The 25,693-nt window shown below is 70.8% G+C and carries 26 protein-coding genes; 20 read left to right on the top strand and 6 right to left on the bottom strand.

The window, feature by feature from the left end:
• Positions 1–297: 297 nt before the first annotated feature.
• Together ACTWP5_RS30925 and ACTWP5_RS30920 are read left to right on the top strand one after the other, a co-directional pair.
• Entirely contained in the window at positions 298–1,125 is an 828-nt protein-coding gene (locus ACTWP5_RS30925) for a hypothetical protein (protein ID WP_443224492.1), read from the top strand.
• A 172-nt stretch (positions 1,126–1,297) separates the two neighbouring features.
• Positions 1,298–1,951: a 2'-5' RNA ligase family protein gene (locus ACTWP5_RS30920; RefSeq protein WP_443224491.1), complete on the top strand. Its 654-nt coding sequence runs from the start codon at positions 1,298–1,300 to the stop codon at positions 1,949–1,951.
• Between the two features lie 16 nt (positions 1,952–1,967).
• Here the strand turns inward: ACTWP5_RS30920 and ACTWP5_RS30915 are convergent, their stop codons facing one another.
• From ACTWP5_RS30915 to ACTWP5_RS30905, 3 genes are read right to left on the bottom strand one after another with little or no spacing between them, the layout of a single operon-like run.
• Positions 1,968–2,537 carry a hypothetical protein gene (locus tag ACTWP5_RS30915; RefSeq protein WP_443224490.1) on the bottom strand — a complete coding sequence of 190 codons (570 nt, stop codon included), beginning with the start codon at positions 2,535–2,537 and terminating at the stop codon, positions 1,968–1,970.
• A 44-nt stretch (positions 2,538–2,581) separates the two neighbouring features.
• Positions 2,582–2,818 carry a DUF397 domain-containing protein gene (locus tag ACTWP5_RS30910; RefSeq protein WP_443224489.1) on the bottom strand — a complete coding sequence of 79 codons (237 nt, stop codon included), beginning with the start codon at positions 2,816–2,818 and terminating at the stop codon, positions 2,582–2,584.
• Positions 2,815–3,672 carry a helix-turn-helix domain-containing protein gene (locus tag ACTWP5_RS30905; protein ID WP_443224488.1) on the bottom strand — a complete coding sequence of 286 codons (858 nt, stop codon included), beginning with the start codon at positions 3,670–3,672 and terminating at the stop codon, positions 2,815–2,817. Before ACTWP5_RS30905 ends, ACTWP5_RS30910 begins: the two co-directional genes overlap by 4 nt.
• A gap of 196 nt (positions 3,673–3,868) precedes the next feature.
• Between ACTWP5_RS30905 and ACTWP5_RS30900 the strand changes: the two genes are divergently transcribed.
• The 7 genes from ACTWP5_RS30900 to ACTWP5_RS30870 all read left to right on the top strand — a co-directional run bounded on the left by ACTWP5_RS30900 (position 3,869) and on the right by ACTWP5_RS30870 (position 13,098).
• Positions 3,869–4,318, top strand: coding sequence for an ATP-binding protein (locus tag ACTWP5_RS30900; protein ID WP_443224487.1), 450 nt, complete (start codon positions 3,869–3,871; stop codon positions 4,316–4,318).
• Positions 4,319–4,678: 360 nt separating this feature from the next.
• Positions 4,679–5,953 carry a bifunctional metallophosphatase/5'-nucleotidase gene (locus ACTWP5_RS30895; protein WP_443224486.1) on the top strand — a complete coding sequence of 425 codons (1,275 nt, stop codon included), beginning with the start codon at positions 4,679–4,681 and terminating at the stop codon, positions 5,951–5,953.
• A gap of 221 nt (positions 5,954–6,174) precedes the next feature.
• Entirely contained in the window at positions 6,175–7,458 is a 1,284-nt protein-coding gene (fxlM, locus tag ACTWP5_RS30890) for a methyltransferase, FxLD system (RefSeq protein WP_443224485.1), read from the top strand.
• Positions 7,459–7,463: 5 nt separating this feature from the next.
• A complete protein-coding gene (locus ACTWP5_RS30885) occupies positions 7,464–7,676 on the top strand; it encodes an FxLD family lanthipeptide (RefSeq protein ID WP_443224484.1) in 213 nt (70 codons plus the stop codon).
• A 117-nt stretch (positions 7,677–7,793) separates the two neighbouring features.
• Entirely contained in the window at positions 7,794–10,874 is a 3,081-nt protein-coding gene (locus ACTWP5_RS30880) for a lantibiotic dehydratase (protein WP_443224483.1), read from the top strand.
• The gene (locus ACTWP5_RS30875) at positions 10,871–12,112 is read left to right on the top strand and encodes a lanthionine synthetase C family protein (protein ID WP_443224482.1); all 1,242 of its coding nucleotides are present in this window, start codon (positions 10,871–10,873) and stop codon (positions 12,110–12,112) included. Before ACTWP5_RS30880 ends, ACTWP5_RS30875 begins: the two co-directional genes overlap by 4 nt.
• A complete protein-coding gene (locus ACTWP5_RS30870; RefSeq protein WP_443224481.1) occupies positions 12,094–13,098 on the top strand; it encodes a thiopeptide-type bacteriocin biosynthesis protein in 1,005 nt (334 codons plus the stop codon). Before ACTWP5_RS30875 ends, ACTWP5_RS30870 begins: the two co-directional genes overlap by 19 nt.
• An 84-nt stretch (positions 13,099–13,182) precedes the next feature.
• On the opposite strand, the gene ACTWP5_RS30865 is transcribed toward ACTWP5_RS30870, so the two are convergent.
• The gene (locus ACTWP5_RS30865) at positions 13,183–15,027 is read right to left on the bottom strand and encodes a hypothetical protein (protein ID WP_443224480.1); all 1,845 of its coding nucleotides are present in this window, start codon (positions 15,025–15,027) and stop codon (positions 13,183–13,185) included.
• Between the two features lie 352 nt (positions 15,028–15,379).
• On the bottom strand, positions 15,380–16,180 hold the full coding sequence (locus ACTWP5_RS30860) for an MmyB family transcriptional regulator (protein WP_443224479.1): 801 nt from the start codon (positions 16,178–16,180) through the stop codon (positions 15,380–15,382).
• A 570-nt stretch (positions 16,181–16,750) separates the two neighbouring features.
• Between ACTWP5_RS30860 and ACTWP5_RS30855 the strand changes: the two genes are divergently transcribed.
• Positions 16,751–17,416 carry a hypothetical protein gene (locus ACTWP5_RS30855; RefSeq protein WP_443224478.1) on the top strand — a complete coding sequence of 222 codons (666 nt, stop codon included), beginning with the start codon at positions 16,751–16,753 and terminating at the stop codon, positions 17,414–17,416.
• A 764-nt stretch (positions 17,417–18,180) separates the two neighbouring features.
• On the opposite strand, the gene ACTWP5_RS30850 is transcribed toward ACTWP5_RS30855, so the two are convergent.
• Positions 18,181–18,381 (bottom strand): hypothetical protein, encoded by a 201-nt coding sequence (locus tag ACTWP5_RS30850; protein WP_443224477.1) that lies wholly within the window; start codon positions 18,379–18,381, stop codon positions 18,181–18,183.
• A gap of 59 nt (positions 18,382–18,440) precedes the next feature.
• Here ACTWP5_RS30850 and ACTWP5_RS30845 point away from each other — a divergent pair, with 59 nt between their 5' ends.
• From ACTWP5_RS30845 to ACTWP5_RS30800, 10 genes are all read left to right on the top strand, one after another.
• A complete protein-coding gene (locus ACTWP5_RS30845) occupies positions 18,441–19,169 on the top strand; it encodes an SAF domain-containing protein (RefSeq protein ID WP_443224476.1) in 729 nt (242 codons plus the stop codon).
• An 11-nt stretch (positions 19,170–19,180) separates the two neighbouring features.
• Entirely contained in the window at positions 19,181–19,972 is a 792-nt protein-coding gene (locus ACTWP5_RS30840; RefSeq protein WP_443224475.1) for a hypothetical protein, read from the top strand.
• Positions 19,969–21,417 (top strand): CpaF family protein, encoded by a 1,449-nt coding sequence (locus tag ACTWP5_RS30835; RefSeq protein ID WP_443224474.1) that lies wholly within the window; start codon positions 19,969–19,971, stop codon positions 21,415–21,417. The genes ACTWP5_RS30840 and ACTWP5_RS30835 overlap by 4 nt, the downstream gene beginning before the upstream one ends.
• Positions 21,414–22,283, top strand: a complete 870-nt coding sequence (locus ACTWP5_RS30830; protein WP_443224473.1) for a type II secretion system F family protein — start codon at positions 21,414–21,416, stop codon at positions 22,281–22,283. Before ACTWP5_RS30835 ends, ACTWP5_RS30830 begins: the two co-directional genes overlap by 4 nt.
• Positions 22,283–23,191 (top strand): type II secretion system F family protein, encoded by a 909-nt coding sequence (locus ACTWP5_RS30825; protein WP_443224472.1) that lies wholly within the window; start codon positions 22,283–22,285, stop codon positions 23,189–23,191. The genes ACTWP5_RS30830 and ACTWP5_RS30825 overlap by 1 nt, the downstream gene beginning before the upstream one ends.
• Positions 23,192–23,269: 78 nt before the next feature.
• On the top strand, positions 23,270–23,443 hold the full coding sequence (locus ACTWP5_RS30820; protein ID WP_443224471.1) for a hypothetical protein: 174 nt from the start codon (positions 23,270–23,272) through the stop codon (positions 23,441–23,443).
• 6 nt (positions 23,444–23,449) lie between these two features.
• Positions 23,450–23,905, top strand: a complete 456-nt coding sequence (locus ACTWP5_RS30815; protein WP_443224470.1) for a TadE/TadG family type IV pilus assembly protein — start codon at positions 23,450–23,452, stop codon at positions 23,903–23,905.
• Positions 23,902–24,369 (top strand): TadE/TadG family type IV pilus assembly protein, encoded by a 468-nt coding sequence (locus ACTWP5_RS30810; protein ID WP_443224469.1) that lies wholly within the window; start codon positions 23,902–23,904, stop codon positions 24,367–24,369. The genes ACTWP5_RS30815 and ACTWP5_RS30810 overlap by 4 nt, the downstream gene beginning before the upstream one ends.
• Entirely contained in the window at positions 24,366–24,791 is a 426-nt protein-coding gene (locus ACTWP5_RS30805) for a hypothetical protein (protein ID WP_443224468.1), read from the top strand. Before ACTWP5_RS30810 ends, ACTWP5_RS30805 begins: the two co-directional genes overlap by 4 nt.
• Positions 24,792–24,809: 18 nt before the next feature.
• The coding region (locus ACTWP5_RS30800; protein WP_443224467.1) for a LysM peptidoglycan-binding domain-containing protein at positions 24,810–25,693 on the top strand (884 nt) is incomplete at its 3' end.

Below are 25,693 nucleotides of genomic sequence, written 5' to 3'. Positions count from 1 at the left end.
CGCAAGCGCTGGACCAGCCGCTGGAAGACCGCCCTCAACGCCTTCGACATCACCTTCGACGGCCGCCTCACCGCAGCTCGCCACTAATCCCCACACAACTCACATACACCGTTTATTTGACAGACCCCAGGCATCCTATCGCCTCGTGTTGTCTTTCTGAGGTATGTGACATCGGTTTCCGTGCCTGCCGTGAGTCTGGTGGATGACGCGGATCACGATGCGTCGAGCGTGGGCTGACTGGCGAGGAAGGTGATGGAGGAGTGTATCTATCTGCGAGAAGAAGAAAGAGAAGTTGCTATGCCCGCGTGGGACATCGTGGAGCGTTTCAGTGCGGCGAAGGGGTCGTTGGCGCCGAGTGAGGACCGCTTGGTGGTCGCCGCCAACGGCTTGATCATCGCGGTCGATGGGAGCACGGACAAGTCAGGGCGGGACTACGGGGGTCTGACAGGTGGGGCGATGGCTGCCGACTGCGTGGCAGCCACCCTCGCCGCAATGCCACCGGACACCGCGCCCGCCAACGCGGTCGCTGGCGTCACGAACGCTTTGGCGAAGTTGCGCACGACATGGGGTATCGCGGCAAACGATCCCCTCGCCCCGAGTGCGGTCGCCGCGGTCGTCGTGCCGCAGTTGGATCTCGCGTGGCGGGTAGGTGATGTCCACGTGGGCCTGCGTGCCGGAGGGGAGTGGCGGCAGTACCCGGCGCGCAAGGCGATCGACGACGTCCTCGCCGCCACGCGGGCTGCCTACCTCCATTGCCTCTTGGAGGCCGGACACGACCCTGCAGAGCTGTCCGCATCCGATCCGGGGCGGAAGGTGATCTTGCCCGTGCTGGAGCAGCAAGGGCGACTGGCAAACAAGCAAGGTCCGTATGGATACGGCGTGTTCGACGGCACGCCGATACCCGCTGCCTACATCGAAGTCTTCGACTTGGGCAGGATTGAGGAGGTGGTCCTCGCCACCGATGGCTATATCTCCGCAGCGGCGACTCTGGCGGAGGCCGAGGAGGAACTGGCGCGGTCGCTCGCTGATGACCCGCTGCGCATCAGCACACACCTAGGCACGAAGGCCGTCCGGCCAGGCGCCGCATCGTTTGACGACCGTACGTATATTCGATTGCTGCGGTGACCGGACCCGACCACGACCTGAGCCGATCGCCCGCCGAGGGAGGACCTGCGGCGCGAGGCCACAGGCAATGAGTCTCGCGCACCTCAGCGCCGGTGCTGCCAACCGAGAATGTCAGCAAAGGCGTGGCGCAATTCGCCGGAACAGCATATGAGAAGAAGGAGGGGCACCCGAGATGAAGCGGTTCACGCCGCACTTCCAAGGAAGGCCGTGGGTGGACGGATTAGAGGTCATACACGCCTACCTCGTGCCACGGGCCGGGGTCGACGACGAACTGATCGCCTTGGCGCACGCGTGTCGGCCCGCGCTGTTGGAGTATCCGATCGACCTGGCGTGCCCGCCCGAAGTTGGTGACCCTGGAACGCTGCACGTAACCGTCGAGATGGTCGCCGACGCGCCCGCGGCAGACATCAGCGCCGGTGAGCGCACGGACTTGGTCCACGCGCTTCGCGAGAGGTTGGCTGATGTGTCCCCCTTCGCGACCGAGTTGGGCCCTCCGATCGGGACCAGTGCGGGGGCCCTACTCGACGTGTGGCCTGAGGACGAGGCCGAGGAGCTGCGGGAGCGGGTGCGGGCCGCGATCCGGGAGACCCGCGGCGATGTCGCGCTGCAGCACGATGGCGGTCGACTCCACTGTTCTCTCGGCTACAGCTACGACGCCGCAGACCCGGATCCTTTGAACAGTCGCCTGCGTGCTCTCACCCCGCGTCGAGCTCCTCTGCACGTTGACAGTCTTCACCTGCTGAACGTTCGCTTCGAGGTCGCGAAGGATACTGGTGGCTGGCGCCTGTCGTGGGAGCCGATCGCCGAGATTCCACTCGGCGGCTGAGTTCCGCCCTGTGTGTTTACTGTTGTGGATCGAGGCGGGAAGCTATTCGACGGGCGAGCGGGCTGGGCAGTTCGATACCTGCCTTGTGATACTCCTCGGCGAGATATGCGTCGAACTCGTCGGGATGCGCCTCTCGTAGGCGCTGGATAGCGAGTTCGCCGATCTCGCCGCGGCGACGGCGCTCAGCTGCGGACTCATCGAGTCGTCGCTCCCGCTGCTCGGGCGTCTCTCCGATGTGGCGGTTGCGAGGATTGGCGGCCTCTGCTTCGTACTTGCGGTTCAGCAGAGAGCCGCGCACGGTGTTCGCTCTCCTGCGCCACTCGTTGGTTGCCGGGTCGTCCTTGCGCTGCGCGAACTGGCGGTCCAGCTCGGTAATGTGGGCCTTGATGGCCTTCAGCCAGCGCACGCGCAGGTCGGGGTGGCGCAGGGCGAGAGAGGTGATCGGGTCCGCCTGGCTCTTGGCCTCGGCCATCACGATCCCTCGGAACGTCTCCTCGGGCATCTCGGCCAGGGCAGTGACCCTGTTGAGTAACACGATCTTCTTCTCGCCGAGGATAGTCCGCAGAATCGGCCTGTTGTCCGGCATGCAGATCCCTCTTCGGTCAAGCTCTTCTAGCGCGAAAGCTGTGGTCAGCGGCGGCGGAGTAGGTCACGGGCGATGCCGTCTATGAACGCCTGGCATTCGGAGCCCGTGAACAGCAACGGCGGCCTGTTGGTGTCCTTCGAGTCGCGCAGGGCCACGATGCCTTCGTCGAGGTAGGCGACTTGGACGCAGTTGGTTCCCCCGCTGCTGTAACTGCTGGTACGCCACTGTGCCGATTCGAGCTGGGACTCGATCCAGGAGCGGTCGACGTCGTTCGGAGTCATGAGTATTCCTTGATCAGGGCTTTGAGTAGCGGCAGCGATGCCCTCTGGGAGAGGGCATCGGTCTTGAGTGTGTCGCTGGTGGTGCGGTACTCCTCGACGGCGGCAGGCTGGTTCAGGTGCAACGAGGCTCGCATGGACTCTATGCAGACGATATCCCGTCCCGTTGGAAAGCCCATGAGCATGAACGGGCCGTCCATCCCAGCGTGTGCGCCGGCCTTGAACGGCAGCACCTGGATGTGGACGTGGGGATTGCCGCGGGCCAGCTTGACCAGGTGTTCGATCTGGGCACGCATCACGTTCCGGCCGCCGACCTCCTGACGCAGCAGTCCTTCGGGCAGGACAGCCCAGATCTTCAGCGGGGGGTCACGGTCCAGGACGTTCTTCTGGTGCTCCAGGCGCAGATCCACGAATCGGCCGATGTCGTCGACGACCTTCCATGCCCGGCTGCCCTCGACCACCGCCTTCGCGTACTCAGGCGTTTGTAGAAGGCCGTGGATGGCCAGCGGGTTGAAGACGAACAGGCTGCTGGCGCTCTCCACGAGCGAGAGGTAGTCGCCGAGGGGGTCATCGACCACGCCGCCGTAGCGTTGCCACCAGTCCGGCTCGCTGGCCCGGCGCGCCAGGTTGCGCAGCTCCTCGCGCAGGGACTCGTCGGTGATGCCGTAGACCTCGAAGAAGTGGGGCAGTTGCTGGATCTTGACTCCCTGCACACCCTTCTCGATCTTGCTGACCACGGAGAGTGACTTGTAGCCCAGGCGGGTGGCTGCCTCCTCCTGCGTCCACCCCAGCCCCTCGCGGATGCGCCGGAACTCACCGCCCAAGCGGCGGCGGCGTGGAGTCGGCTCGACCGGCATGACCACCTCCCTGTGTCGAGGAAAGACTAGCGGCTGAGCCAGTGCGGGCATATGCCAACTTCCTCTGAGGAAAGACTTTCCTGTCAGACTCCTTGCTGAAACGGTAGTTGTCGCCCCATCATCGAGCTCCTGGCCCAGTAGAAGACACCCGCCAGGCTGGCTGGCCGGGGGCGCAACACGGCCATGTGGAGGCGAGATGCCTGCGATGACGGTCAACACGGTCCGACAGCACCACATGGTGCTGTCGGGGATCGGTCCTGCGGCCATGGGACCGGTGCGCGAGATCGTTCGCGCTCTCTTGCGGCTGTGGGACAAGACCGACCTGAGCTTCGCAGCCGAGCTCGGTGTCACCGAGCTGTTGACGAACGTGTGGAAGCACACCTCCGGCGACTGCGAGCTGCTGGTGCGCGAGACCTCAGATGGCGTTCTGGTCGAGGTCATCGACTTCGACGACATGCTTCCGGTGGTGGCGAAGGCGTCCTCCGAAGATGCGGAGGACGGCCGTGGCCTGGCCCTGCTGTCCGCTCTGGTGGACGAGTGGGAGATCCGGCCGCTGCTTCCCCGCGGAAAGAAGATCCGCTTCGGCCTCAAGGAGACGGCCCTCGGCCATGATGAGGGAGAGGGGAACGGCCGTGGCCCATCATGAGTCGGCTGACGCCCTACATCCTCAGCGGTGGCTGAGCTTCCCCTTCGGATCGACGAGGCGTGGGTGCCCACCGTCCGGTGACAGGTGGCTGCACCACCGTTCCGGTCCATCCGAACGGCGGCGAGAAGACCATCACCGGCCATCCTTAGCTTCGGCGAGCCCGGCAGGTGGCGGCATGTTCCCGCTGCGGCGCCGCCCGTCGCACCCGCCCCGCTGTTCGCGCCCCTCGCTGCGCGAAGGGCGGGGCGATGAGGCGCTGTGCGCCCTCTCCGACGCCTGGAGCAGCCCTGCCACGCACCCCGACTGGGCCCTCCACGCACCCCGCCCCGCGCGAGGAACCCAGCCCCGGTGGTGGACAGCGTGACCGCTCAGCGTGCGTTCTCCCAGATCGTGGCGACCACAGGTGTGCACTCCGCCTTCGAGTCGGCCGTGGGCATGCTCGCCCGCCTGCACGCCATCCGGGCGACCTCGCTGGTGGTGGACTGCGGCGGCTTCTTCTCCGGAACCGGCTACTACCGCCTGGGGGCTGGAAGCCTGGAGAGACAGGCACTCAGCGGGTTGTATGACGTGCTGGCGCCCAGTGCGCCTGGCTGGCCGCACTACTTCGAGGCCGTCCTGCATGAGCGGACGGTGTGCGCCAACGCGGTCGACGCCGGCAGCGGCCAGCCTCTGTTCCACCGGCTGCACTGGGCCACCGTGGGCGGCAAGAGGGTGGCGGTCACCGCCGTCGTCGACCACGGGGCGTTCACCGCGATCCCGGCCCATCGGCGACTGCGTCAGGAGATCATCGACCCGGCCGAGGCCCTGCAGCAGCTGTGGCGCCACCACCACACCGAGGCCGACGCCTGGGTGCTGCTGTCGCGTTTCGGCGTCGATGAGGCGGTCAAGCTGGCCGACGCGTGCCCCTTTCTGAACGTCATCTTCACCCGCCAGGGCTCAGATGCCGCGCCGCTCCAGGCCGGGGACGCCCTCCTGCTGGCCGGCGGCGAACGCGGCACAGGCTACGCCGTGGCCGAGCCGGCCAGCGACGGCTGGGCCCCACGCATCGGTGCCTTCCCGGCCGAGGCCACCCTGCCGCTGTCGCCCGACCTGGCCCCGCTCGGCCGCGAGATCACCCAGACGCGTGCCCGGCTGGCCGCCCCGCTCGGCTCCATCGCCGACCGCTGGCGCGAGACCACGCCGGACCGCCGCGAACTGGCCGCTGCCCTCGCCCGCCGCCTGCACACCGGTGGGGAAGCCGAGGCCGTCATCCTGAATGACTCCGCGCTGCGAGCCGTCCCTCTCGGCCGGGTGCTGACCCTGGGAGACGCGCTGACGGCGGAGCCGTTCGGCCACCACCTCGTCCAAGTTGCCCTCCCCGAGCCCTACCGCGGCGACGCGGATGGCTTGCTGGCCCGCTTGGCCCACGAGGTGGGCCCGCTGTCCACCGCGCCCGACCCGCTGCCCGAGGCCGTCAGCAGCGTGCTGACCACCGACTACCTCGCCGAGACCTACCTCGGCGACGTGGGCCAGCGCGCCGGAATCAGCCTGGGCCAGGCCCTCCGGCACGCCCTGAGCACCGCAGGCGCCGACAGCGACAACGCACCCGACGCTGATCACGACGGGGACGACGAAACTCGACAGCGAGGGATGTGACCGGATGACTACACTGCGGCCCGTGCATGCTCTCTCGGTCCACGGGAGCGCCGCCACGTCAGGAGCTCGCGAGTTTCATGCGCACGCGCCCGCTCCCTCCAACCCGGCGGGTCTCCGGCGAAGCAACGCGACGTGTGCGGGCCGGCCACGGTTTCCCCGGCCAAGACCCGCGCCGTGCAACAAGCGTCAGGCGCCACACAGGACAGGAAGGGAATCACTTCATGAGCGACGCCACCGTCGATGAGGACCACGCCACGCAGTTGCGTGAGAAGGTCGTCGACGATCTCATCGCGAACGGTGACATTGTCTCCAAGCAGGTCGAGTCGGTGATGCGCCGGGTCCCCAGGCACATGTTCGTGCCGGAGGCGACCTTGGAGGATGCCTACCGCTCTTTCAAGTCCGTGGTCACCAAGCGGAACGAGCAGGGGCGGGCGGTGAGTTCGGTGTCCGCGCCGCAGACCCAGGCGATGATGCTGGAGCAGGCCGAGATTGCCTCCGGGATGCGGGTGTTGGAGGTCGGGTCCGGGGGCCTGAACGCCGCTTACCTGGTGGAGCTGGTCGGAGAAGCCGGTGAGGTCACCACCGTCGATATCGACTCGGAGGTCACCGCTCGCGCTGAGCGCCTGCTGGCACAGACCGGCTACGGGCAGCGGGTGCGGGTTGTCCTCGCCGACGCGGTTGACGGTGTTGCCGCGCATGCCCCGTACGACAGGATGCTGATCACGGCGGGGACTGGAGACATCCCGCCGGCGTGGGTCACGCAGCTGTCCGAGTCCGGGCGGCTGGTGGTGCCGTTGCGCATCAAGGGGCTGACCCGGTCGATCGCGTTCCAGCGCGTCGGCGACCACCTGGTCAGCACCTCCTCGCGGGTCTGCGGCTTCGTCCCCATGCAGGGCGAAGGAGCGCACCGGGAGGCGCCCGAGGTGGCGAACAGCACCGGGGAGATCACCGTGGTGTTCGATGACGGCACGGCCCCCGACGCCCGCGTGCTGGACGAGGCGTTGAACACGCCGCGGACGGACGTGTGGACGGGCGTCGTGGTCGGACGCCAGGAACTGATTGACACGCTCCGGCTGTACCTGGCCACGGTGTTCGACGACTACGGCACCATGTCGGTGGACCCGGACCGCGACACCGGGCTGGCCTCGCCGCGCAACAAGCACCGCTCCGTGGCCGTTGTCGAGGGAGGCAACTTCGCGTACGTCACCTCGCGCGTGATGCCGGATGAGACGTCGATCGAGTACGGCGTCCACGCCTTCGGCCCCGCCGGTGGCGCGTTCGCCGAGACGGTGGCTGACCACGTGCGCACCTGGGCACAGAACCACCGGGGCGGGCCTGGCCCGAGCATCGCCCTCTATCCGGCCGCCACCCCCGATGACCAGCTGTCCGGCCAGCGGGTCATCGAAAAGACGCACTGCCGGATCACGTTCTCCTGGCCGTCGACCGCGACCGCCGCCGACGACCAGGCCGTCCCGCACCACCCCACCGAGGAAGGTAAGGAGTGATCGAGATGGCGGACACCCGCGTCTCGGGCAGCGCCACCGCGCTGGCCGAACCGCCGGGCCTGGACGACCTCGACGACGAGTTCACGCTGGACGTGCGCATCGTTGTGTCCACCAGTCCCCGCGCCGGAACAGGGGACTGCCCCACCGACGACGACTGCGGCAACACCTGCCAGGACGGCGCCAGCGCCTGCGACTCGTTCATCGACGACCCCGCCTGACGGCCGCACAGGACGGCCCTCCGTCCTCGCCCGTCAGCAGGTCCTCTTGTGGTGTGCCGGGCCGACGGCTCGGCACACCACAAGCGCCGCATCGCCCCAGGCAACGAGGGAGACACCGTGGCTGCACGTCCACCTGTCCGCTACCGGAGACAGGACGGCGCGTTGTTGCGCATCACCACCGACCCCGGTGCCCTGGACGTGCCCAGAGACCTCGACCTGTCCGGCGAGCACGGGCGTGAGCAAGAGCGTGCGTGGCTGGGCGCGGTGTGGCGGCGCGAGGAGATCCGCGAGGCCCTGAGCGCCGCCACCCCCGACCTGTGCCGCCAGATCGACGACATCGTCGCTGGCCGACGATCCGACCCGCGCCGGGTGCGGCGGTCCGTGCTCGCCCTGGCCTCGTACCTGCTGCGCTGGCAGGGTCGCCCGACGCCGTTCGGCCTGTTCGCCGGAGTCGCCCCCGTCCGCATCGGGGCCACGCCTCAGGTGTCGTGGGGCGGCAAACACCGCACGGCGGTGCGGCCGGACGCGGCCTGGCTCACCGACATCGTCACCCGCCTCCACCAGTGCCGCCCGCTGCTGGAGAGGCTGCGCGTGGTCGCCAACAACACCGGGCACGTCAGGGGCAGCCGGTACGTGGTGCCGGGCGAGACCATGGACGGCAACGCTCATCAGCTGGCCCCGGCTGAGGTGTCGGTGCGCTTCACCCGGCCAGTCGCTGCCGCGCTCGACGCCGCCCGCACCCCCACCCGTTACGACGAGTTGCGCGCCCACTTGGTCGACCGGTTCCCCGCCGCCGGCCGGGAAAGGATCGATGGACTCCTCGTCGATTTGATCGCCCAGAACATCCTCATCAGCAGCCTGTGGGCGCCGATGACCTGCGTGGACGCGCTCGGCCATGTGTGCGATGAACTTCGGGCTGCAGGGGCCCACACGATTCCCCAGATCGCAGATATGGTCGGGCAGTTGGAGGCGATCCGTGGCGAGCTCGCCGAGCACGGCCCGGCACGGCGCTGGTCCGACATCGAAGGGTTGGCCGAGCGGATGAGGGTCCTCAGCGATGTGCCCCGGGTGCCGCTGGCCGTGGACACCGCCGTCGACTGCGACATCCAGGTTCCCGAGCAGGTGGCCCAAGAGGCGGAGGAGGCCGTCGGCGTCCTGTACCGCCTGTCTCCCTACACGGTCGGATATCCGTCCTGGCGCGACTACCACGGCCGGTTCCGCGCCCGCTACGGTCCGGGCGCGGTCATACCCGTTCTGGACCTGGTGGCCGACAGCGGGCTCGGCTTTCCCACCGGCTACCTGGGCTCCGCGTGGCAACGCGCCCCCCACCAGCTCACCCAGCGCGACGAAAAGCTCCTCGCCCTCATCCAGAAGACCATTCTGGAGGACCACGAGGAGATCGTGCTGACCGAACAATTGGTCGCTGAACTCGCCGCCGACGACGGTCGTGACGCCCTTCCCGTACCGCGGGCCGAGGTGGCCGTCGAAATCCACGCCCCCTCCCTGGAAGCCCTCGCCCGAGGCTCCTTCCGCCTGGCCATCACCGGCACACCCCGAGCCGGCAGCAGCATGGCCGGACGGTTCGCCCACCTGCTCACGGCCAAAGACCAGACACGGCTGGCCCGCACCTATCAAGCGGCCGACCCCGAGGCGGTTGCCGCCCAGCTGTCGTTCACCCCGCGCCGTCGGCGCAACGAGAACATCGCCCGCACCCCGCGACTGCTGCCGCACGTGATCTCTCTGGCCGAACACCGCGACCCCGGCGAGGGCGTCATCCCCCTGGCCGACCTCGCGGTCACCGCGGACGACCGCCAGTTCCACGTCGTGCGGCTCTCCACTGGCCAGCGCATCGAGCCCCGCGTGGCACACGCGCTGGAAGCCGGCACCCACACTCCGCCCCTCGCACGCTTCCTTGCCGAGATCAGCACCGCTCGATGCGCGGTGTACAAGTCGTTCGACTTCGGCGCCGCCGCCCGCCTGCCGTACCTTCCCCGGGTGCGCTACAAGCGCACCATCCTCGCCACGGCCCGCTGGTTACTGACCGCCAGTGACCTCCCCCGTCCACAGGCCACGATGCACGCGTGGGAGACAGCCTTCGCCGCCTGGCGGACCACACGGCGCGTGCCCGACCGCGTCACCCTCATCGAACACGGCCAACGCCTCCCCCTGGACCTCAGCCAGTCGCTTCACCGGCTCCTGCTCCGCACTCGCCTGAACAATGCCCGCCGCCTGGAACTGCGCGAAGCCCCAGCCCGGAAGGACCTCGCCTGGCTCGGCCGCGCCCACGAACTCCTCCTCCCTCTCACCGTGGCCGAACCTGCCCACCCCAGACAGCTGCCACCGATGCCGGCGCGCCCCGTCGGGGTCGACGCCGGGCACCTGCCCGGGTACTCCACCAATCTCCACGCGCACCTCCGGGCCCACCCGGCGCGCTTCGACGAGATCCTCACCGAGCACCTGCCACACCTGATCGATGCCTTCGCCCCGCCGCCGCAGTGGTGGTTTAGCCGCCGTCGCGCACTGCCGCGCCCGGACGCCGACCAGCACCTCGCCCTGTCGATACGCCTGCCCGAACCCGACGCCTACGGCCAAGCCGCCGAACACCTCCACACCTGGGCGGCCCGCCTCCGCCGCCAGCGCCTGGCCTCGCACCTCACGCTCGCCACCTACGAACCCCAGACCGGGCGCTACGGCCACGGGCCGGCGATGGACGCCGCCCAAGCGGTCTTCGCTGCGGATTCCGCCGCGGCCCTCGCCCAGATCCGCATGGCCGCCTCCGGCGACACCCACCCACAGGCCCTGACCGCGGCCAGCCTGGTCGACCTCGCGACCCGTTTCACCCCCACCTTGGACGACGGACTCGCCTGGCTCGTCCGCCATCTGCCCCAACACCATGGTCCGCTGGATCGGACACTGCGTGACCAGGCCCTCCACCTCGTCGCCCCCCGCGCTCCAGGGGCGGCGCTGCACTCCCTGCCCGACGGCGACACCGTGGCCCACGCATGGCAGGCGCGAGCCGCGGCGCTCGCCGCCTACCGCGAGCAGCTGGCGGCTCAGCGCGACCCTCTCAGCGTCCTGGGATCACTCCTTCACCTGCACCACGTGCGCGCCCTCGACGTGAACGCAGACCTCGAACGGGTCACCGGCCGCCTCACCCGCGCCTGCGCCCTCCGCGACACGGTCCGGAGCCGCGCATGACCACCACGTCCTTCGCGCCTGGTGAACTGGCTGACGCGGCCAACCACGTCGCGGCGCACCTGGCCACCCCCGCGCCTCCGCCTCCAGACGAGCCCTGGAGAGCGCAGTCTCTCGCCACGGGCGCCGCGGGCATCGCTCTGCTCCACATCGAACGCGCCCACACCGGCCACGGAGTCTGGCACCAGGCCCACGCCTGGATCACCGCCGCGGTGGCTGGAGAGGTCAGCGCCGCCGACACCACCGGCCTGTACCTCGGCGCCCCGGCCGTCGCCTTCATGCTCCACGCCGCCCACGCCGGCTCGACCACCCGCTACCGCGACGGCTTGGCCACGATGGACGCGCATGTCGCCACCCTCGCCCACCGCCGGACCGACGCCGCCATGGCCCGCATCCACCGCGGCGACCATCCCGACTTCCGTGAGTACGACATCTTCTCCGGCCTAACCGGCATCGGCGCCTACCTGCTGCACCGCGACCCCGGCGGCAGCGCCCTCGAACGCATCCTGCGCTACCTCGTCGCACTCACCCAGCCCTTGCACGACGACGGCCAGACCCTGCCCGGCTGGTGGGTCGCCCACGACCCCCACACCCGAACCTCCGCCCTCTACCCCGGCGGACACAGCAACCACGGCACCGCCCACGGCATCACCGGGCCGCTGATGCTCCTCGCCCAGTCCGCACGGCGCGGCACCACCGTCGACGGCCACCACGAAGCCATCGACACCCTCTGCACGTGGCTCGACACCTGGACACAGCACGGCGAGACCGGCCCCTGGTGGCCCGAGGCCATCACCCGGGACGACCTGCGCACCGGCCGACCCAGCCAACCCGGCCCTGCACGGCCGAGCTGGTGCTACGGCACCCCCGGCATCGCCCGCGCCCTCCAACTCGCCGCCCTCACCTCCGGCGACACCCAGCGACAACGCGCGGCCGAGCAGGCGCTCGCTGCCTGTCTCACGGACCCCGCCCAGCTCGACCGGCTCACCGACCCCGGCCTGTGCCACGGCTGGGCAGGGGTGTACCAAACCGCCTGGCGCGCCGCTCGCGACGCCACCACCTCCGCGCTGACAGCGACCCTGCCCCACCTGGCCCAAGGCTTGGCCCGCCACATCCAGCCCGGCACGGGCAGCAACCCCGGCTTCCTCACCGGCGACGCGGGCACCGCCCTCACCCTGACCACCGCAGCACACAACGCGGCGCCGACCTCCGGATGGGACGCATGCCTGCTGATCGACTAAATCCCACCCACACCGAAAGCCATCCGCGCGCCGATGCGTTGGAGAAGACGGAGCAGGCCGTTCTGGCCGTTCTGGCCGGAGCCGAACTCGGCGACGCGGCCACCCTCGCCAGCATGGAGCCCACCGACCTCGCTGCCGCCGCGCAGATCTACCAGCAGGCCGGCCGCCACGCCCTCCACCAGGCCACCCACCCCGGCTGGTGGCAGCTCTACCTCCACTTCGCCGAATGGGACGGCGCTGAGAAGACCGCCGCCGAGCACCTCGCCCCGCTCCTCCACCACGCCGAGTCCCACGGCGACATCAGCGCGTGGTGGTTCATCAGGAAACGCCCCTGCTGGCGCCTACGCCTGTTCACCCCACCGGCCAGCGACGCGCGAGATCGCATCGGCACAGCGCTCGACCACCTGGCCGCCGCCGGCCGGATCGAACGGTGGTGGACCGGCATCTACGAACCGGAGACCATGGCCTTCGGCGGCACCACCGGCATCCGCATCGCGCACGAACTCTTCCACGCCGACAGCCGCGCCATCCTGCTCGACCTGCACCGCCACCACAGTCCACTCGGCCGCCGCGAGCTGTCGCTCCTGCTGTGCACCATGCTGATGCGCGCCGCTGGCCTGGAACGATATGAGATGGGCGACGTGTGGCACCGCGTCGCTACCGAGCGGCCCCCGCCCGCCGACATCCCAATGCACCGGATCGCGGCGATGACACAGGACCTGCGACACCTGATACGCGCCGACACCGCCCCGGACGGCCCGATGCTCGGCCCGGACGGACCCCTCGCCTTCGCCGCCGAGTGGACCGCAGCCTTCCGCGAAGCCGGCCGGACCCTCGGCAACGCGGCCCGGGACGGAACCCTGGACCGGGGCCTGCGGCAGATCCTCGCCTACCACGTGATCTTCCACTGGAACCGCCTGGGCCTGCCCACCCGCACACAGCGCATCCTCGCGCGAGCAGCACTCCACGCCATCACCGAAATATGATCACCACCGCTGCGGCGAACGTGTAGGTGCTCAGCGTTCTCAGCGGCTGAGATGCCTGCGTCAGCCGACTTCGCCCAGGGGCCTTCACGTGCTGAGGTCACCGGACCGCGGGGGAGAGGTGGGTACGGCGGCGCGGGTGATCTTGCCGAGGGTGGCCCAGTCGACGGTGCCGTTTGCGAGCAGGTCGGCGACCCGGCACATGCGGTAACGGCACGCGGGGTCTTCCGTGGCGGTGAGGAGCGCGTCGGCCTCGGGGGCGGAAAGGTCGTATCTGGCCGTGCGGTTCACGGCGGTCACGGAGGTGCTGTCCTGGCGCATCTCGTGGCCCCGGCTGCGTTTTGACTCGGGTAGCTTCAACACGACGCCCGTCCCTTCGGCGATCGTGGTGAGGATCGGGCCGATGGGGATCCCGCCGTCTTGGTGGTGAATCTCGACGTACGGCAGGGTGAGCATGGGCCCGTCGAAGCGGCGCAGGTGACCTATGCCGTCGCCATACTGCCAGACGTTCTCGGGAGGGATCGCGCTGGCCGGCGCTTCGCGCAGCAGCAGGACCGTGCTGTCGGTCCATGGCTGTCGGTGGTGGATGATGATGAGGCTCAGGGTGTTGGGGCCCCCGAGGACAACCTCGTCGCTGAAGACGTCCTCCGTGTGGGCGCCGTGGTGCCGGAGCCGTAGGCGAAGGGCCCAGCGCCGTGGCACCGAGGACGGGTCGGTGTCCAGCCACTCCAGGCGTGCGCTGACGATGGCGGTGTTGGAACCTGTACGGGAGCGCCACGCGGAGAACGGCGCGCTGCGCCAGATGACCAGGGGGACGTCGCGTTCGCCGTCGACGCGCGTGGCGCCCTTGCCGACCCGGCCCATGACCGCAGCGGCGGCCTCATGCGGATCGCCTTCCACCGGCAGCAGCCGATGGTGCTCCCAGGAAGGTGTCGACCCGTGAGAGGCGAACTGCCCCAGTAGGGCGGGACCGTCGTCGATCCCGCTGGCTGCCGGGTCCCCGGCCAGGCAGAGGATGACGTCAGCCCATGCTGCCGCGCTGCGGCCCCACACGGCATGGTTGCTGATGTCGCGGCCGGCTTCACGCGGCTGGGGGACGAAGACGACCATCCTGCCCACGAGTGCGGAGTGTGGCCACTTCTCCTTCAGCGCGGACAGGACCTGTTGCCGCCAGGCTTCGTCACCGGCCGCTGGCAGCAACACGGCTGCCGCCCAGGACTCGGGGGGCTCCTCGCCCGCGAACACGGTGACGAATGAGGGGTCCCAGGACGGCAGCGGTCGGAGGTGGTCGGGGATGACGTGGGCCCGTCCATGGAGCATGTCGTTGAAGTCGACCAGGTATGTGGCCGGGTCGGTGACCTGCTGGTGGTGTGTGTGCCAGGTGACGTGCAGGATGCGGCCCGAGCGGCCGGCGTGGCCGCCGCTGTGGACCCGTACCCGCTGTCCCACGCTCAGCGCGCCCACGGCAGGGAGCAGGACCTGGTCGGCGCTACGCCGCAACTCTTCGGCGGCCTTCTCGAACATCGACTTGTTGTCGATGCGAGTCTTCCCCTCGATTCCGGGGCCGTGCTCTGAGGACGGCAGCGTGTCCTCAAGGAAGTGTTCTCCATAGCCGTGTAGCGACTCCCACAGGCGCCACAGCCGTCCCGATTCCGGCGCCGGCCCTGTCCATGGACCTTCTTCCGAAGACCGGGGGTTGGCCAGAGCTTGCCGTGCGGTCGTGTTCGCCCGCAGCGCCCAGGGGCCTATCCGGTACTCGGGTTCTGGGCCCGGCAGATGCTCGCTGAGAGCGCGGTGCAGGTCTTCGGGCGAGTCGACGTGGTATCGGACCTTCCTCAGATCCACGTCACGCGGCGCGTATCCATCGCGAGTCGCGATCATGTCGTAGATCAGAGTGAGCAGGTCCCGTGCGGTGGAGTCGACGGTCCTCATCAGTAGGGCTTGTCGACGGGCAGCCCGCCATCGCTCCGAGGCGCCAGGATCCATTCACCCGTCCTCTGCCGTGGTCGTGGGTGCCCTCACCCCAGCGTATCCGTCAGGAGCGGCGGTGGCTGGCGGCACATCACGTCACACGGCGCGCTTCGCGCTGATCAATACGCCCTGCGGGAACCCGATGTCGGATCGACGAGCCTGCTGCCTTGAGGAGGCGTTGGCGTGGGGCGTTCGTTGGGTCGCCGCGTGGCCTGCGACGGTGCCTGGTACCGGCCATGGCCAAGAGCTGGCCAGGGAAGGCGACTGCGCGGCCGTTCACCCCGACAGCCGTGCGGTGGTGGGCGGTGACGCATCAGCGGCTCTGGCCGGAGCCATTGGTGGGGGTGAGGATCGCGAGGCGGGTGGTGGGTTGGTTGGCTGGGTGGAGGAGGTGGGCGAGGACGGTGACGGTGTCGCCGTTGTGGGCGGGGAGACGTAGGTCGAAGGTGACGTCGTCGCGGCTCGCGGTGACTTCGGGATGGTCGGCCCATCGACGGCGGCAGGCCGGATCTTCGAGGGTGTGGGCGAGGAGTTCGCGAAGTCGTGGGTTCTCGGGGCGAGCGGCGTGGGCTAGACGCAGCATGGCGAGGAATCCGCCGACGTGGTCGTCCCAGGCCAGTATCTGGTGGCGGGCGTCGGGGGAGAGCACCCAGTCGATGAGGTTGGCGCGGGGGCGTTCGACCCAGGGGAACCAGGTGGCCATGGGGTCGTTGTAGCCGAGGAGGTCCCAGGTCTCGCTGGTGAGGAATGCCGGGTGGGGTAGTTGGTTGATCAGGTCGCTGAGGCGATCGTGGTTGCCGGTTTCGGGAGGAGGGAGAGGGATGAGCTGGGCGGTGTGGAGGTAGAGGGCGACGCGTTCGTCGCGGCTGAGGAAGAGAACCTCGGCGAGGCGGTCCAGCGCCTGCGGATCGCTGCGGATCGGTTCGCCCGCCTCGACCTTGCGGTACCAGCGTTCGCTGACGCGGGCGCGAGTGGCGGTTTCGACCTGGGTGAGAGGGCGGCGCTGGCCGTCCTGGCGGCCCGCGCGTGCGCGCCAGGCGCGCAGGAGCGCGGGAAGCCCGTCGCGCTCCGGCCTGGCCGGGTGGGCGTGGCGGTGGCCCGTGCCGGATGTCATGGCGGTCCTCCCTCCCGCCGGGCGTTGGTCTGCTGTCAGGGTCGGGCCGACAGTGGGGGAGGGCTACCTCGTCGGGTCCGTTCGGGTGACATGTCCCGACTCACTGGACACGGGCTTTCGCGTCGCTCGTGAACCGGCACGCACGTGCCGAATTTCAGAAATCGGCACGTGCGTGCCGGTTTTCGGCTTGCCACCGTGGCGTCTTTATGACTGGCGAGAAGACGCCAGGTCGGTTTCGAGGATCGTAAGAATGCCCCCTCGCCGTAGCGCGGTCAACAACTCACCGTCGCGATACTGGAGTTCACGGGGATGCACGTGCAGATCAGAGGGCTCCGGCGGGACGTGCGACTGACGAGTCTGCGAATGGTCTTGTGATCTTCGATGGCGTGTTTGTAATCTCCCGCATCACGTCGGCACATCGTTCCGAGCTATCGCCAGTTGGCGACGGCAACGGCGTTGTCTGGTGTTGTTTTTGGGCGGGCAGGAAGCCGAATGGGAGCTGCGTTAGCGTCCCACTTCGCAGCGTCCCTCGTTCCGATGTGGTGTGAACGGAGGTGCTTCTCTGTGGTGATGGCTGCCACGACTCTGACGTACGCCGAGCGCGCAGCGGCGAAGCGGGGGTTCGGGCTGGCATTGGTGGCGCGAACGCGCTTGTCGCGGCGGATGCGTCGAGGTGCGTGCTGTGCGGCGATCGCCGTCCTCGTGCTGACGGCCTGCAGTGATGCGTCTTCCGCGGGCGGTGATGGATCCATGGAGCGGGCCGACTCGAGTCCGTCGACGCCGCCTGCCGGGAGCGCTACACCGACCCCGGAGACTGTGGTGGATCGAGCCAAGGAAGCGGCGCTGGCGGCCTATCGGGGAATGTGGCTAGACATGGCGCGGGCAGCCCGGACGTCGAATTGGCGGGCCGGGTATCTGGCTGATCATGCGACGGGGGACGCGCTGACGGCGATCACGGGGAGCCTGTATGCGGATCACCGCAATGGGTTGGTCACCCGTGGTGACCCCATTCTCTATCCCACCGTGTCCTCGGTGAATCCGCCGAACGATCCGACCGCCATCATGATCGACGACTGTGGAGATTCCACCAACTGGCTCAAGTACGAAGAAGATACGGATCAGTTGGCGGATGACGAGCCGGGGGGTCGCCAAGCGATCATCGCTGAAGTCAAACGGCAAACGGATGGGATCTGGCAGGTGACCCGATTCGCGGTCCAGTCGGTGGGATCATGCTGACCCGGGTGGTCACCGTGGCGGTGCTCACGTTGATCTCGGTCGCCGTGAGCGCGCTGCCCGCAGCCGCCGAGACCGGGTGGGGTTGGACTGAGTGCGAGCAGCATCCCATTCCCGGGTGCGAGCTGGGTGCCGGACGGGATGGGGATTCCCCACCGGACGGGGGCGACGGCGGGCCGGCGGAGGGCGGCGGGCAGGAAGCGGTCCCGGACGGCTCCGGGTCGGCTCCGCCTCCGGTCGAGTGCGCGTATGAGCGCAGCGACGACTACGAGCCGTTGCCCGGGGCAGCGCCGGCTTCCTTCTCTGTCCCCTCGTTGACGCTGGGAGGCCGGGCCCCGGCAGCGCAGCGGGTGGGCGTGGTCGTGCCGGCGGTGGAGCCGGGTGAGGGGGAGGGGGCCTGGTACGTGTGGCGCTGTTGGGGGGATGGCGTGCGGGATGCGTTGTATCAGCCTCCGGTGTGGATTCCGGATGGTCCGGGAGACGGTGGGGCGGGGGTATCGCCTGCGGCGTTGGCGCAGCGGGCGTATGAGCAGCTGCGGCTGCCGGCTCCGGGGATCGAGGCGAGTCCGGAGGTGGAGCAGTTGGGTGCAGGTGCCGACGTGGTTGTGGCTGGACCGGGCGCAGTGGGGCGCGGTGTCGGCGACGGCGTCGGTGCCGGGGGTGGAGGTGACGGCGACGGCGCGTCCGATGTCGGTCGAGTGGTCGATGGGCGACGGGTCGACGGTGGTGTGTGACGGGCCAGGCACCCGCTACGAGGCCGGCCGGCATCAGCCGGAGGACGCTTCGCCGGACTGCGGCCATGTGTATCGCTCGTCTTCGACCGGCCAGCCCGACGAGGCGTACGCCGTTTCGGCGGAGGTGCGGTGGTCGGTGACGTGGGCTGGTGCTGGGGACTCGGGGGTGTTCCCCGGGTTGACGACGACGTCCACCACGTCCTTCCGCGTGGTGGAGAGTCCTGCGCTGGTCACGCGGTGAGCCCGATCAGGTCGAGAGGAGAGGTGAGGTGCGGATGACATCGGGAGGGGCCGTGCAGGTGAGATCGGGTCCGTCTGGGGACGCGCTGCCGCCGCGAGGGAACAGCGGACGGAACGGCGGGGCTCCCGGGCGGCTGGCGGGTGCGCGGCGCGGGCGGCGGGTGCCGCATCTGCTGGTGGGGGTGCTGCTGGTGGTCGGTTGTGCGGCGGGGGGCGTGGTGTGGGCTGCGGAGTGGGGGCAACGCGAGCCGGTTCTGGTGCTGGCGCACCCGGTGCAGGCTGGGCAGCGGCTTTCGGCGGGCGATCTGCGGGAGGTGAGCCTGGCCGTGGAGGGCGGTGTGGCGGTTCTCGCCGCCGAGGAGGCGGGGGATGTCGAGGGGCGGGTGGTCGCGTTCAGCCTGCCGGGCGGGACGTTGTTGACCGAGGAGTTGCTGGGGCCGGCTGAGGTGCCGGGGCCTGGGCAGGCGGTGGCGGCCGTGGGGTTGGAGGCGGGGCAGTTCCCGCCGCAGGTGCAGCCCGGCAGCTCGGTGCTGGTGGTGGCCGCCGCGGAGCAGGACGCGTTGGGCGCGCCGTCGACGGCGACGGGGCAGGCGGGGACGGCCGGTGCGGGGGCGGCCTGGAGTGGGGTGGTGGCCGCGGTGGATGGCGGTGGGCAGGGCGAGCCCACGGTCATCTCGTTGCGGATGGCCGAGCCGGATGCGAACGCGCTGGCCTCGGTGCCGGCGGCCGAGGTGCGGCTGGTCCTCGTCAACGGTGCGGCGGCGGGGGAGGCTGGCTCGTGACGTTGGTGGCGGTGGCGAGTTTGAAGGGGTCGCCGGGTGCGACCACGACGGCGCTCGCGCTGGCGGCGGGGTGGCCGGGCGACGCGGCGCCGGTGGTGGTGGAGTGCGACGCGGCCGGGGGCGACCTGGTGGCGCGCTTTCGTGGTCTGGAGTTGGCGCCGGGGTTGGTGTCGTTGGCGGCTGCGGCCCGACGCGCGGGTGAGGATGACGGGTTGATCTGGCGCCACACCCAGCGGCTGCCCGGTGGCCTGGCCGTGGTGCCTGGCCCTCCGGGGGCGGAGCAGGCGCGCGCGGCGCTGGCCGAGCTCGCCTCGGGTGCGCACGGGCAGGCGTTGCGCCGCTGGGCGGGGCGCCCGGGTGTCGTGGTGGTCGCGGACTGCGGGCGGCTCGATGCGCACGCGCCCACGTTGGCGGTGGTGCGGCAGGCCGACGTGCTGGTGTTGCTGTCCGGAGCCGGTGACGACGCGCTGGCGCACCTCGCTGTCGGGCTCGACGCCGCGGCGCGTTGGTGCCGGCGGACGGTGCTGGTGCTGGTGGGCCAGGGGCATGCGACCGAGGAGGTCGCGAGCGCGTTGGGCATCGAGGTGGCCGGACGCATCCCGTACGACCCGCGAGGGGCCGCCGCGTTCACCGGGCGCCCGGCGGGCCGGCGGGCGCCGGCACGCTCGGAGCTGGGCCGCGCCGCGGCCGGGCTGGCCGCCCGGATCGAAGCCGAACTCGCCGCCTCGCACGGCTCGACGGACGTCTCCCGCACCGGCCAGCAGCCTCTCTTCGTCAACGTGCCGGACGGAGTGAGGCGATGAGCGGCCACACCCACTCCGCCCTGCCTTCCCCACCCCGGCCGTCGGTCAACGGCGCCCCTCGTCCTGCGTCGGCGTCGGGTTCGGTGGACGCGGCGGCTCTTCCCGGGACGGGTGAGCCGTTGTCGGCCGCGGCCGAGGGAATGCGCGACGCGTTGCGGCAGCGGCTGTCGGTGTGGCTGTCCACCCGGGTTCGCGCGGCTGGCGCGAGCGGCCAGCCGCGCCCGGCACGGGAGGAGCAGAAGGCCGAGGCGGTCGCCTTCCTCGCCGACGCCGCCGAGGAGTACGCCGGCCAGCAGTTGACGCGCGGCCAGCCGGTGCTGGGCGCGGCGGAGGAGCAACGCGTCATCACCGCGGTGATCAACGACGTCTTCGGCCTGGGCGGACTGCACCCCCTGCTGGCCCACCAGGAGATCGAGAACATCAACATCAACGGCTGCGACCAGGTGTTCGTCCGCTACGCCGACGGGCGACGCGAGCAGGCCCCGCCCGTCGCGGCGTCGGACGAGGAGCTCGTCGGCCTGGTGCGGGACCTGGCGGCCCGCAGTGGTGTGGAGGAGCGCCACTTCGACCGTGGCAGTCCCGGCGTCTCCTTCCACCTGCCCGGCGGCGAGCGGGTGTTCGCGGTGATGGCCGTGACCGGGCGTCCGGCCGTCGCGATCCGCCGGCACCGCCACCAGCGCGCCACCCTCGCCGGTCTGCGCCGCCTGGGCACCCTCGACGCGCACCTGGAAGCGCTGCTGGCGGCGATGGTGCGGGCGCGGAAGAACCTGCTGATCACCGGGGGCACCGGGGCGGGGAAGACGACGCTGCTGCGTGCTCTGGCCGCCGAGATCCCGGCGTGGGAGCGGCTGATCACCATCGAGGACACCTTCGAGCTCGGCCTCGGAACTGACCGGCAGGCCCACCCGGACGTGGTGGCGATGCAGGCCCGTGAGGCGAACATCGAGGGCGAAGGCGAGATCACCCTGGCCGAGCTGGTGCGGTGGGCGCTGCGGATGTCGCCGGACCGGGTCATCGTCGGCGAGGTCCGCGGGCCGGAGATGATCCCGATGTGCAACGCCATGAGCCAGGGCAACGACGGCTCCATGGGCACGCTGCACTCCTCCAGCAGTGCCGGGGCGTTCACCAAGCTCGCCGCCTACGCGGCCCAGGGTCCCGAGCGCCTCCCGTTGGAGGCCACCAACCTGCTGATCGCCAGCGCGGTCCACTTCGTGATCCATCTGGATGCCGCGCGGGACGTGCCGAACCAGCGGGTGGTGGCGTCGATCCGGGAGGTCGTCGGAGCGGAGGACCGGCAGGTCATCTCGAACGAGATCTTCCGCCCCGACCCCGTCACGGGCCGGGCGCTGCCGGGCGTGCCGATGCGCGTGGAGACCCTGGAAGGGCTGCGCGCCGCAGGGTTCCGCCCCGAGGCGTTCACCGAGTTCCGGGGGTGGGGCGGATGACCGGCGAGGTCGGGCTGTTCGGCCTGCTCGGTGTCGGCGTCGGCATGGGGCTGTGGCTCGTGCTGCGCGCTCTATCCGCGCCGCGGCACTCGGCCGGCGAGGTGAGTTCCCGAACCCGCAGGCCGAGGGCGACGCGGGCGCGGCGCGAGAACGCCCGGCGGTGGCTGGCCGCCAGCGGCGCGGCGGGCCTTGCGGTAGCTGTGGTCACCGGCTGGTTCGCCGCCGGGCTCCTCGTTGCCGCCGCGGTCTGGCACGGGCCGCGGCTGTGGGGCTCCCAGCACGGCGAACAGCGGGCGGTCGACCGGATCGAAGCGGTCGCGACGTGGGCGGAGACGCTGCGCGACACCCTGGCCGCCGGGGCTGGGCTGGAGCAGACCATCACCGCCATCGCCCCGACCGCCCCGACCGCGATCCGCCTCCACGTCCAGGCCCTGGCCGGCCGGCTCCACGACGGGCAGCGGCTGGCGCCCGCCCTGCGGCGACTGGCCGACGAACTGGCCGATCCCACCGCTGACCTGGTGATCGCCGCGCTGATCCTCGCCTCCGAACATCAGGCCCGTCAGCTCGCCCCCCGATTGGGGGCGTTGGCCGACAGCGCCCGCGCGCAGGTCGAGATGCGCCAGCGCGTGGACGCGGCCCGCGCCCGCATCCGGACGACCGTGCGGATCGTCGTCACCACCACCGCTGGCTTCGTCGCCGGACTGTGCGTGTTGAACCGCGACTTCCTCAGCCCCTACGACTCGCTGACCGGACAGGGGATGCTGCTGGCCATCGGCGCGGTCTTCGCCGCCGCCCTCGCGTGGCTGGGGCACCTGGCCCGGTTCGAACAGCCCGAACGCTTCCTGATGCGGACGGGGAGCCCGTGATGACCGGCATCCTGCTGCTGGCCGCCGGGGCGGGCGCCGGGCTGTGGCTGCTGCTGGTCTGGGCCGCCCCACCCCACCCGCGGCTGGCCACGCTGGTGGACTCGCTGCGCGCCACCACCGCGCCCCCGACCGCCATCACCGGGGAGGACCCCGCCGGGCCCGAGCCGGGGTGGGCCACCCGCCTGGGCCGCCCCTTCACACCGCTGCTGCGCGCGGCCGGCCTGCCCCGCCCCGGCCTGGTCCGCGACCTGGCCATCACCGGGCGCGCCGTCTCCACCCACCTGGCCGACCAGGCCGCGCTCGCCCTGTCCGGCCTGCTCCTCCCCGGCGCCGTCGCCGCCCTCGCGGCGCTGGGCGGCAGCCCGCCGGGCTGGGTTACGCCCGCCGGGGTCGGGATCGCCCTGGCGGTGGCGGGGTTCCTTCTGCCGGAGATGTCGGTGCGTGCCGAAGCCGCCCGACAGCGGGCGGCGTTCCGCCACGCGCTGGGCGCCTACCTCGACCTGGTGCACATCCTGCTGGCCGGGGGCTCGGGCGTGGTCGGCGCTCTGCACGACGCCGCCGACATCGGCGAGGGCTTCGCCTTCTCCCACATCCGCCGTGCGCTGGCCACCGCCCAACTCACCCGCGTCTCCCCGTGGCAGGCCCTCGCCGAGCTCGGCACCGAACTGGACGTGCGGGAGTTGACCGAGCTGGCCACCTCCGTCTCCCTGGCCGGCACCGAGGGCGCGAAGGTTCGCGCGTCGCTCGCCGCGAAGGCCGCCGCGTTGCGCACCCGCGCAGGGGCCGAGGCCGAAGCCGCCGCCCACACCGCGACCGAACGGATGGCCGTCCCCACCGCCCTGCTGGCCTTCGGCTTCGTCTTCCTCATCGTCTACGCCGCCATGTCCCACGCCACCCTCGCCCTGTGAGGGGCGAGGGAACGCCTCCACACAGTTCACGTTGAAGGACCTGCCATGCGCCATCGCCCGATCACCGTTCTGACTGCCGTGTGCATTCGCCTCCGGCTCGCCCTGCACAGCGCGAAGGAGAACGCCGACGGCGGCTACAGCTCGGAGACCGTCATCCTGACCGCGTTCCTCGCCGGCCTCGGTCTGGCCGTCGCCGGCATCTTCGGCCCCCGGATTCTGACCGCCGCCCGCGACGTCGTCTTCAGCGACTGAACCCTCATGGCCACGCCTGCGAGCGCCCGACGCCGACAGCCACGGCCAGGTGACCGATCACTCACCGCCGCCCTGCGCACCGACCGTGGGGCGGCGGTCACCGAGCTGGTCATCGTCTTTCCCGTCGTCCTCACGCTCGTGCTCATCGTCGCGCAGCTGGCGCTCTGGGCCCACGCCACCCACACGGCGCAGGCTGCCGCCTCCCACGCGCTGTCCGCCACCCGCGTCCTGGACGGCACCACGAACGATGGCCGCGCCGAGGCCGCGTTCGTCCTCGGCCAGCTCGGCGACGGCGCCCTCAAGCACGTCACCGTCCAGGTCACGAGGGACGCCGAACGGGCCACCGTGCAGGTGGAAGGCACCGCGCGTGCCGTCGTGCCCTTCCTGCACCTGCCCGTCCGTGCCGAAGCCGCCGGACCCGTCGAAGAAGCCTCCCAGACCGCAGAGTCGGCGGCGCCGTGACGGGCCGGCTGCGGTGGCTGCGGACCGACCGCGGCTCGGCGTCGGCCGAGCTGGTGGTGGTGATCCCCGTGCTGCTGATCGTGCTGTTCTTCATCGTCTACTGCCAGCGCGGCGCCGAGGCCCGGCTGCGCCTGAACGACGCCGCACACCAGGCCGCCCGCGCCGCCAGCCAACAAACCACCCCCGCGGCGGCCAGCGACAGCGCCCGTGCCACCGCCACGGCCGCGCTCGACCAGGCCGGCGTCAGCTGCCGCTCCTTCACCGTCCGCGTCACCGGCACCCTCCAGCCCGGCTCGACGGTCACCGCCCACGTCACCTGCACCGTCGGACTCGACGATCTCGCGTTCCTCCCGCTGCCCGGCGCCAAACAGCTGACCGCGACCTTCCACGCACCCGTCGACCGCTTCCGCACCACCGCCACCGTGCGTCACTCCGGGCCCACGACCGGAGGCGACGCCGCATGAGACGACAGGGATGGCCCAGCGACCGGGGCCAGATCTCCGCGTTCGTCGTCACCCTCATGGCCACCCTGCTGCTCTTCGGCGGCCTGGTCCTCGACGGCGGCCTCGCGCTGGCGGCGAAAGTGAACGCCATCGGCCAGGCCCAGGAAGCCGCCAGGGCCGGCGCGCAGGCCATCGACCTCGACGCCTTCCGCGCTGACGGCACGATCCGCCTGGACCCCGACCAGGCCCGCGCCCTGGCTCAGGACTACCTGAACGCGGCCGGCGCCCGCGGCACGATCCGCGCCACCGCCACCGAGGTCACGGTCACCATCACCCACGACCAGCCCACCCAACTCCTCCAACTCGCCGGCCTGACCGAGTTGTCTGTCACTGCCACCGGCACCGCGCGCCCCGAACCCGGCGTCACCGGCGCGATCCCGTAGAAGGAGGACGAGGCCGCCATGCCCCACCCCACAGCTCCCCAGCACCTCCGGCTCCACCACCGCCTGGCCCGCACGGCAGTCCACCTCGTGCGCGCCGTGCTGGCCGCCGCCCTCCTTGCGGCCCTGCTCGGCGGGTTCCCCGTCGCGCTGTGGGTGTACGTCGGCTGGCCCCTGCCCGACCACGTCCCGACCTGGAACGACGTCTCCGTCTTCCTCACCACGCCGCTGACCACGACGCGCCTGCTGAACCTGCTGGCCTGCATCCTGTGGCCCACCTGGGCCCTGTTCGCCCTGGACGTCGCGCGCGCCATCGCCGAGCAGGCTGCGGCGCTGCCCCACCCGACCATGCCGCGGCCCCACCGGCCCACCCACGCGTTGGCCGCAGCTCTCGTCGGCATGCTCACCCTCGGCTCGCTTTCCCCCACCGCGCGGGAACCGTCGACCGCCCCCGCCGTCGCCCTCTCCGAGCCCATCTCCCTGGCCACGCTCGACGAACCAGCGGGCTCGACCGCCGCACCCTCCCTCCCCGGCGCGGACCCGCACACCGCGGGCCACCGGCAGCGCACCGAAACGGTGCGGCCACCCGACAACGGCACGTACGACAGCCTCTGGCGCATCGCGCAACGATGCCTCGACGACGGCACCCGCTGGCCGGAGATCTACCGCCTCAACGAAGGCCGCCCCCAGCCCGACGGCCGAGCCCTCACCAACCCCGCCCTCATCCACCCCGGCTGGCAACTCCTCCTTCCCCCCACGCCGGGCAACCGTCCCGCCGACCTCGACGGCGCCGGTGCGACGGAGGACGACACCAGCGACGAACCCCACGCCGGCCAGAACGAACGGCAGGACACCGACGACCACGGCACCACACCCCCACCCACGGCCCCTCCCGAGCAGCCCAC

It is taken from the genome of Streptomyces sp. 4N509B (assembly GCF_052245655.1).
Classification (GTDB): domain Bacteria; phylum Actinomycetota; class Actinomycetes; order Streptomycetales; family Streptomycetaceae; genus Streptomyces.
This window is presented reverse-complemented; position numbering and strand designations above follow the sequence as displayed.

Excerpts from the sequence above, each read along its gene's own strand:
- ACTWP5_RS30925 (WP_443224492.1), top strand. The coding sequence starts at position 298 with ATGCCCGCGTGGGACATCGTGGAGCGTTTCAGTGCGGCGAAGGGGTCG.
- ACTWP5_RS30920 (WP_443224491.1), top strand. The coding sequence starts at position 1,298 with ATGAAGCGGTTCACGCCGCACTTCCAAGGAAGGCCGTGGGTGGACGGA.
- ACTWP5_RS30915 (WP_443224490.1), bottom strand. The coding sequence starts at position 2,537 with ATGCCGGACAACAGGCCGATTCTGCGGACTATCCTCGGCGAGAAGAAG.
- ACTWP5_RS30910 (WP_443224489.1), bottom strand. The coding sequence starts at position 2,818 with ATGACTCCGAACGACGTCGACCGCTCCTGGATCGAGTCCCAGCTCGAA.
- ACTWP5_RS30905 (WP_443224488.1), bottom strand. The coding sequence starts at position 3,672 with ATGCCGGTCGAGCCGACTCCACGCCGCCGCCGCTTGGGCGGTGAGTTC.
- ACTWP5_RS30900 (WP_443224487.1), top strand. The coding sequence starts at position 3,869 with ATGCCTGCGATGACGGTCAACACGGTCCGACAGCACCACATGGTGCTG.
- fxlM (WP_443224485.1), top strand. The coding sequence starts at position 6,175 with ATGAGCGACGCCACCGTCGATGAGGACCACGCCACGCAGTTGCGTGAG.
- ACTWP5_RS30885 (WP_443224484.1), top strand. The coding sequence starts at position 7,464 with ATGGCGGACACCCGCGTCTCGGGCAGCGCCACCGCGCTGGCCGAACCG.
- ACTWP5_RS30875 (WP_443224482.1), top strand. The coding sequence starts at position 10,871 with ATGACCACCACGTCCTTCGCGCCTGGTGAACTGGCTGACGCGGCCAAC.
- ACTWP5_RS30870 (WP_443224481.1), top strand. The coding sequence starts at position 12,094 with ATGCCTGCTGATCGACTAAATCCCACCCACACCGAAAGCCATCCGCGC.
- ACTWP5_RS30865 (WP_443224480.1), bottom strand. The coding sequence starts at position 15,027 with ATGAGGACCGTCGACTCCACCGCACGGGACCTGCTCACTCTGATCTAC.
- ACTWP5_RS30860 (WP_443224479.1), bottom strand. The coding sequence starts at position 16,180 with ATGACATCCGGCACGGGCCACCGCCACGCCCACCCGGCCAGGCCGGAG.
- ACTWP5_RS30855 (WP_443224478.1), top strand. The coding sequence starts at position 16,751 with ATGGCTGCCACGACTCTGACGTACGCCGAGCGCGCAGCGGCGAAGCGG.
- ACTWP5_RS30835 (WP_443224474.1), top strand. The coding sequence starts at position 19,969 with ATGAGCGGCCACACCCACTCCGCCCTGCCTTCCCCACCCCGGCCGTCG.
- ACTWP5_RS30830 (WP_443224473.1), top strand. The coding sequence starts at position 21,414 with ATGACCGGCGAGGTCGGGCTGTTCGGCCTGCTCGGTGTCGGCGTCGGC.
- ACTWP5_RS30825 (WP_443224472.1), top strand. The coding sequence starts at position 22,283 with ATGACCGGCATCCTGCTGCTGGCCGCCGGGGCGGGCGCCGGGCTGTGG.
- ACTWP5_RS30815 (WP_443224470.1), top strand. The coding sequence starts at position 23,450 with ATGGCCACGCCTGCGAGCGCCCGACGCCGACAGCCACGGCCAGGTGAC.
- ACTWP5_RS30805 (WP_443224468.1), top strand. The coding sequence starts at position 24,366 with ATGAGACGACAGGGATGGCCCAGCGACCGGGGCCAGATCTCCGCGTTC.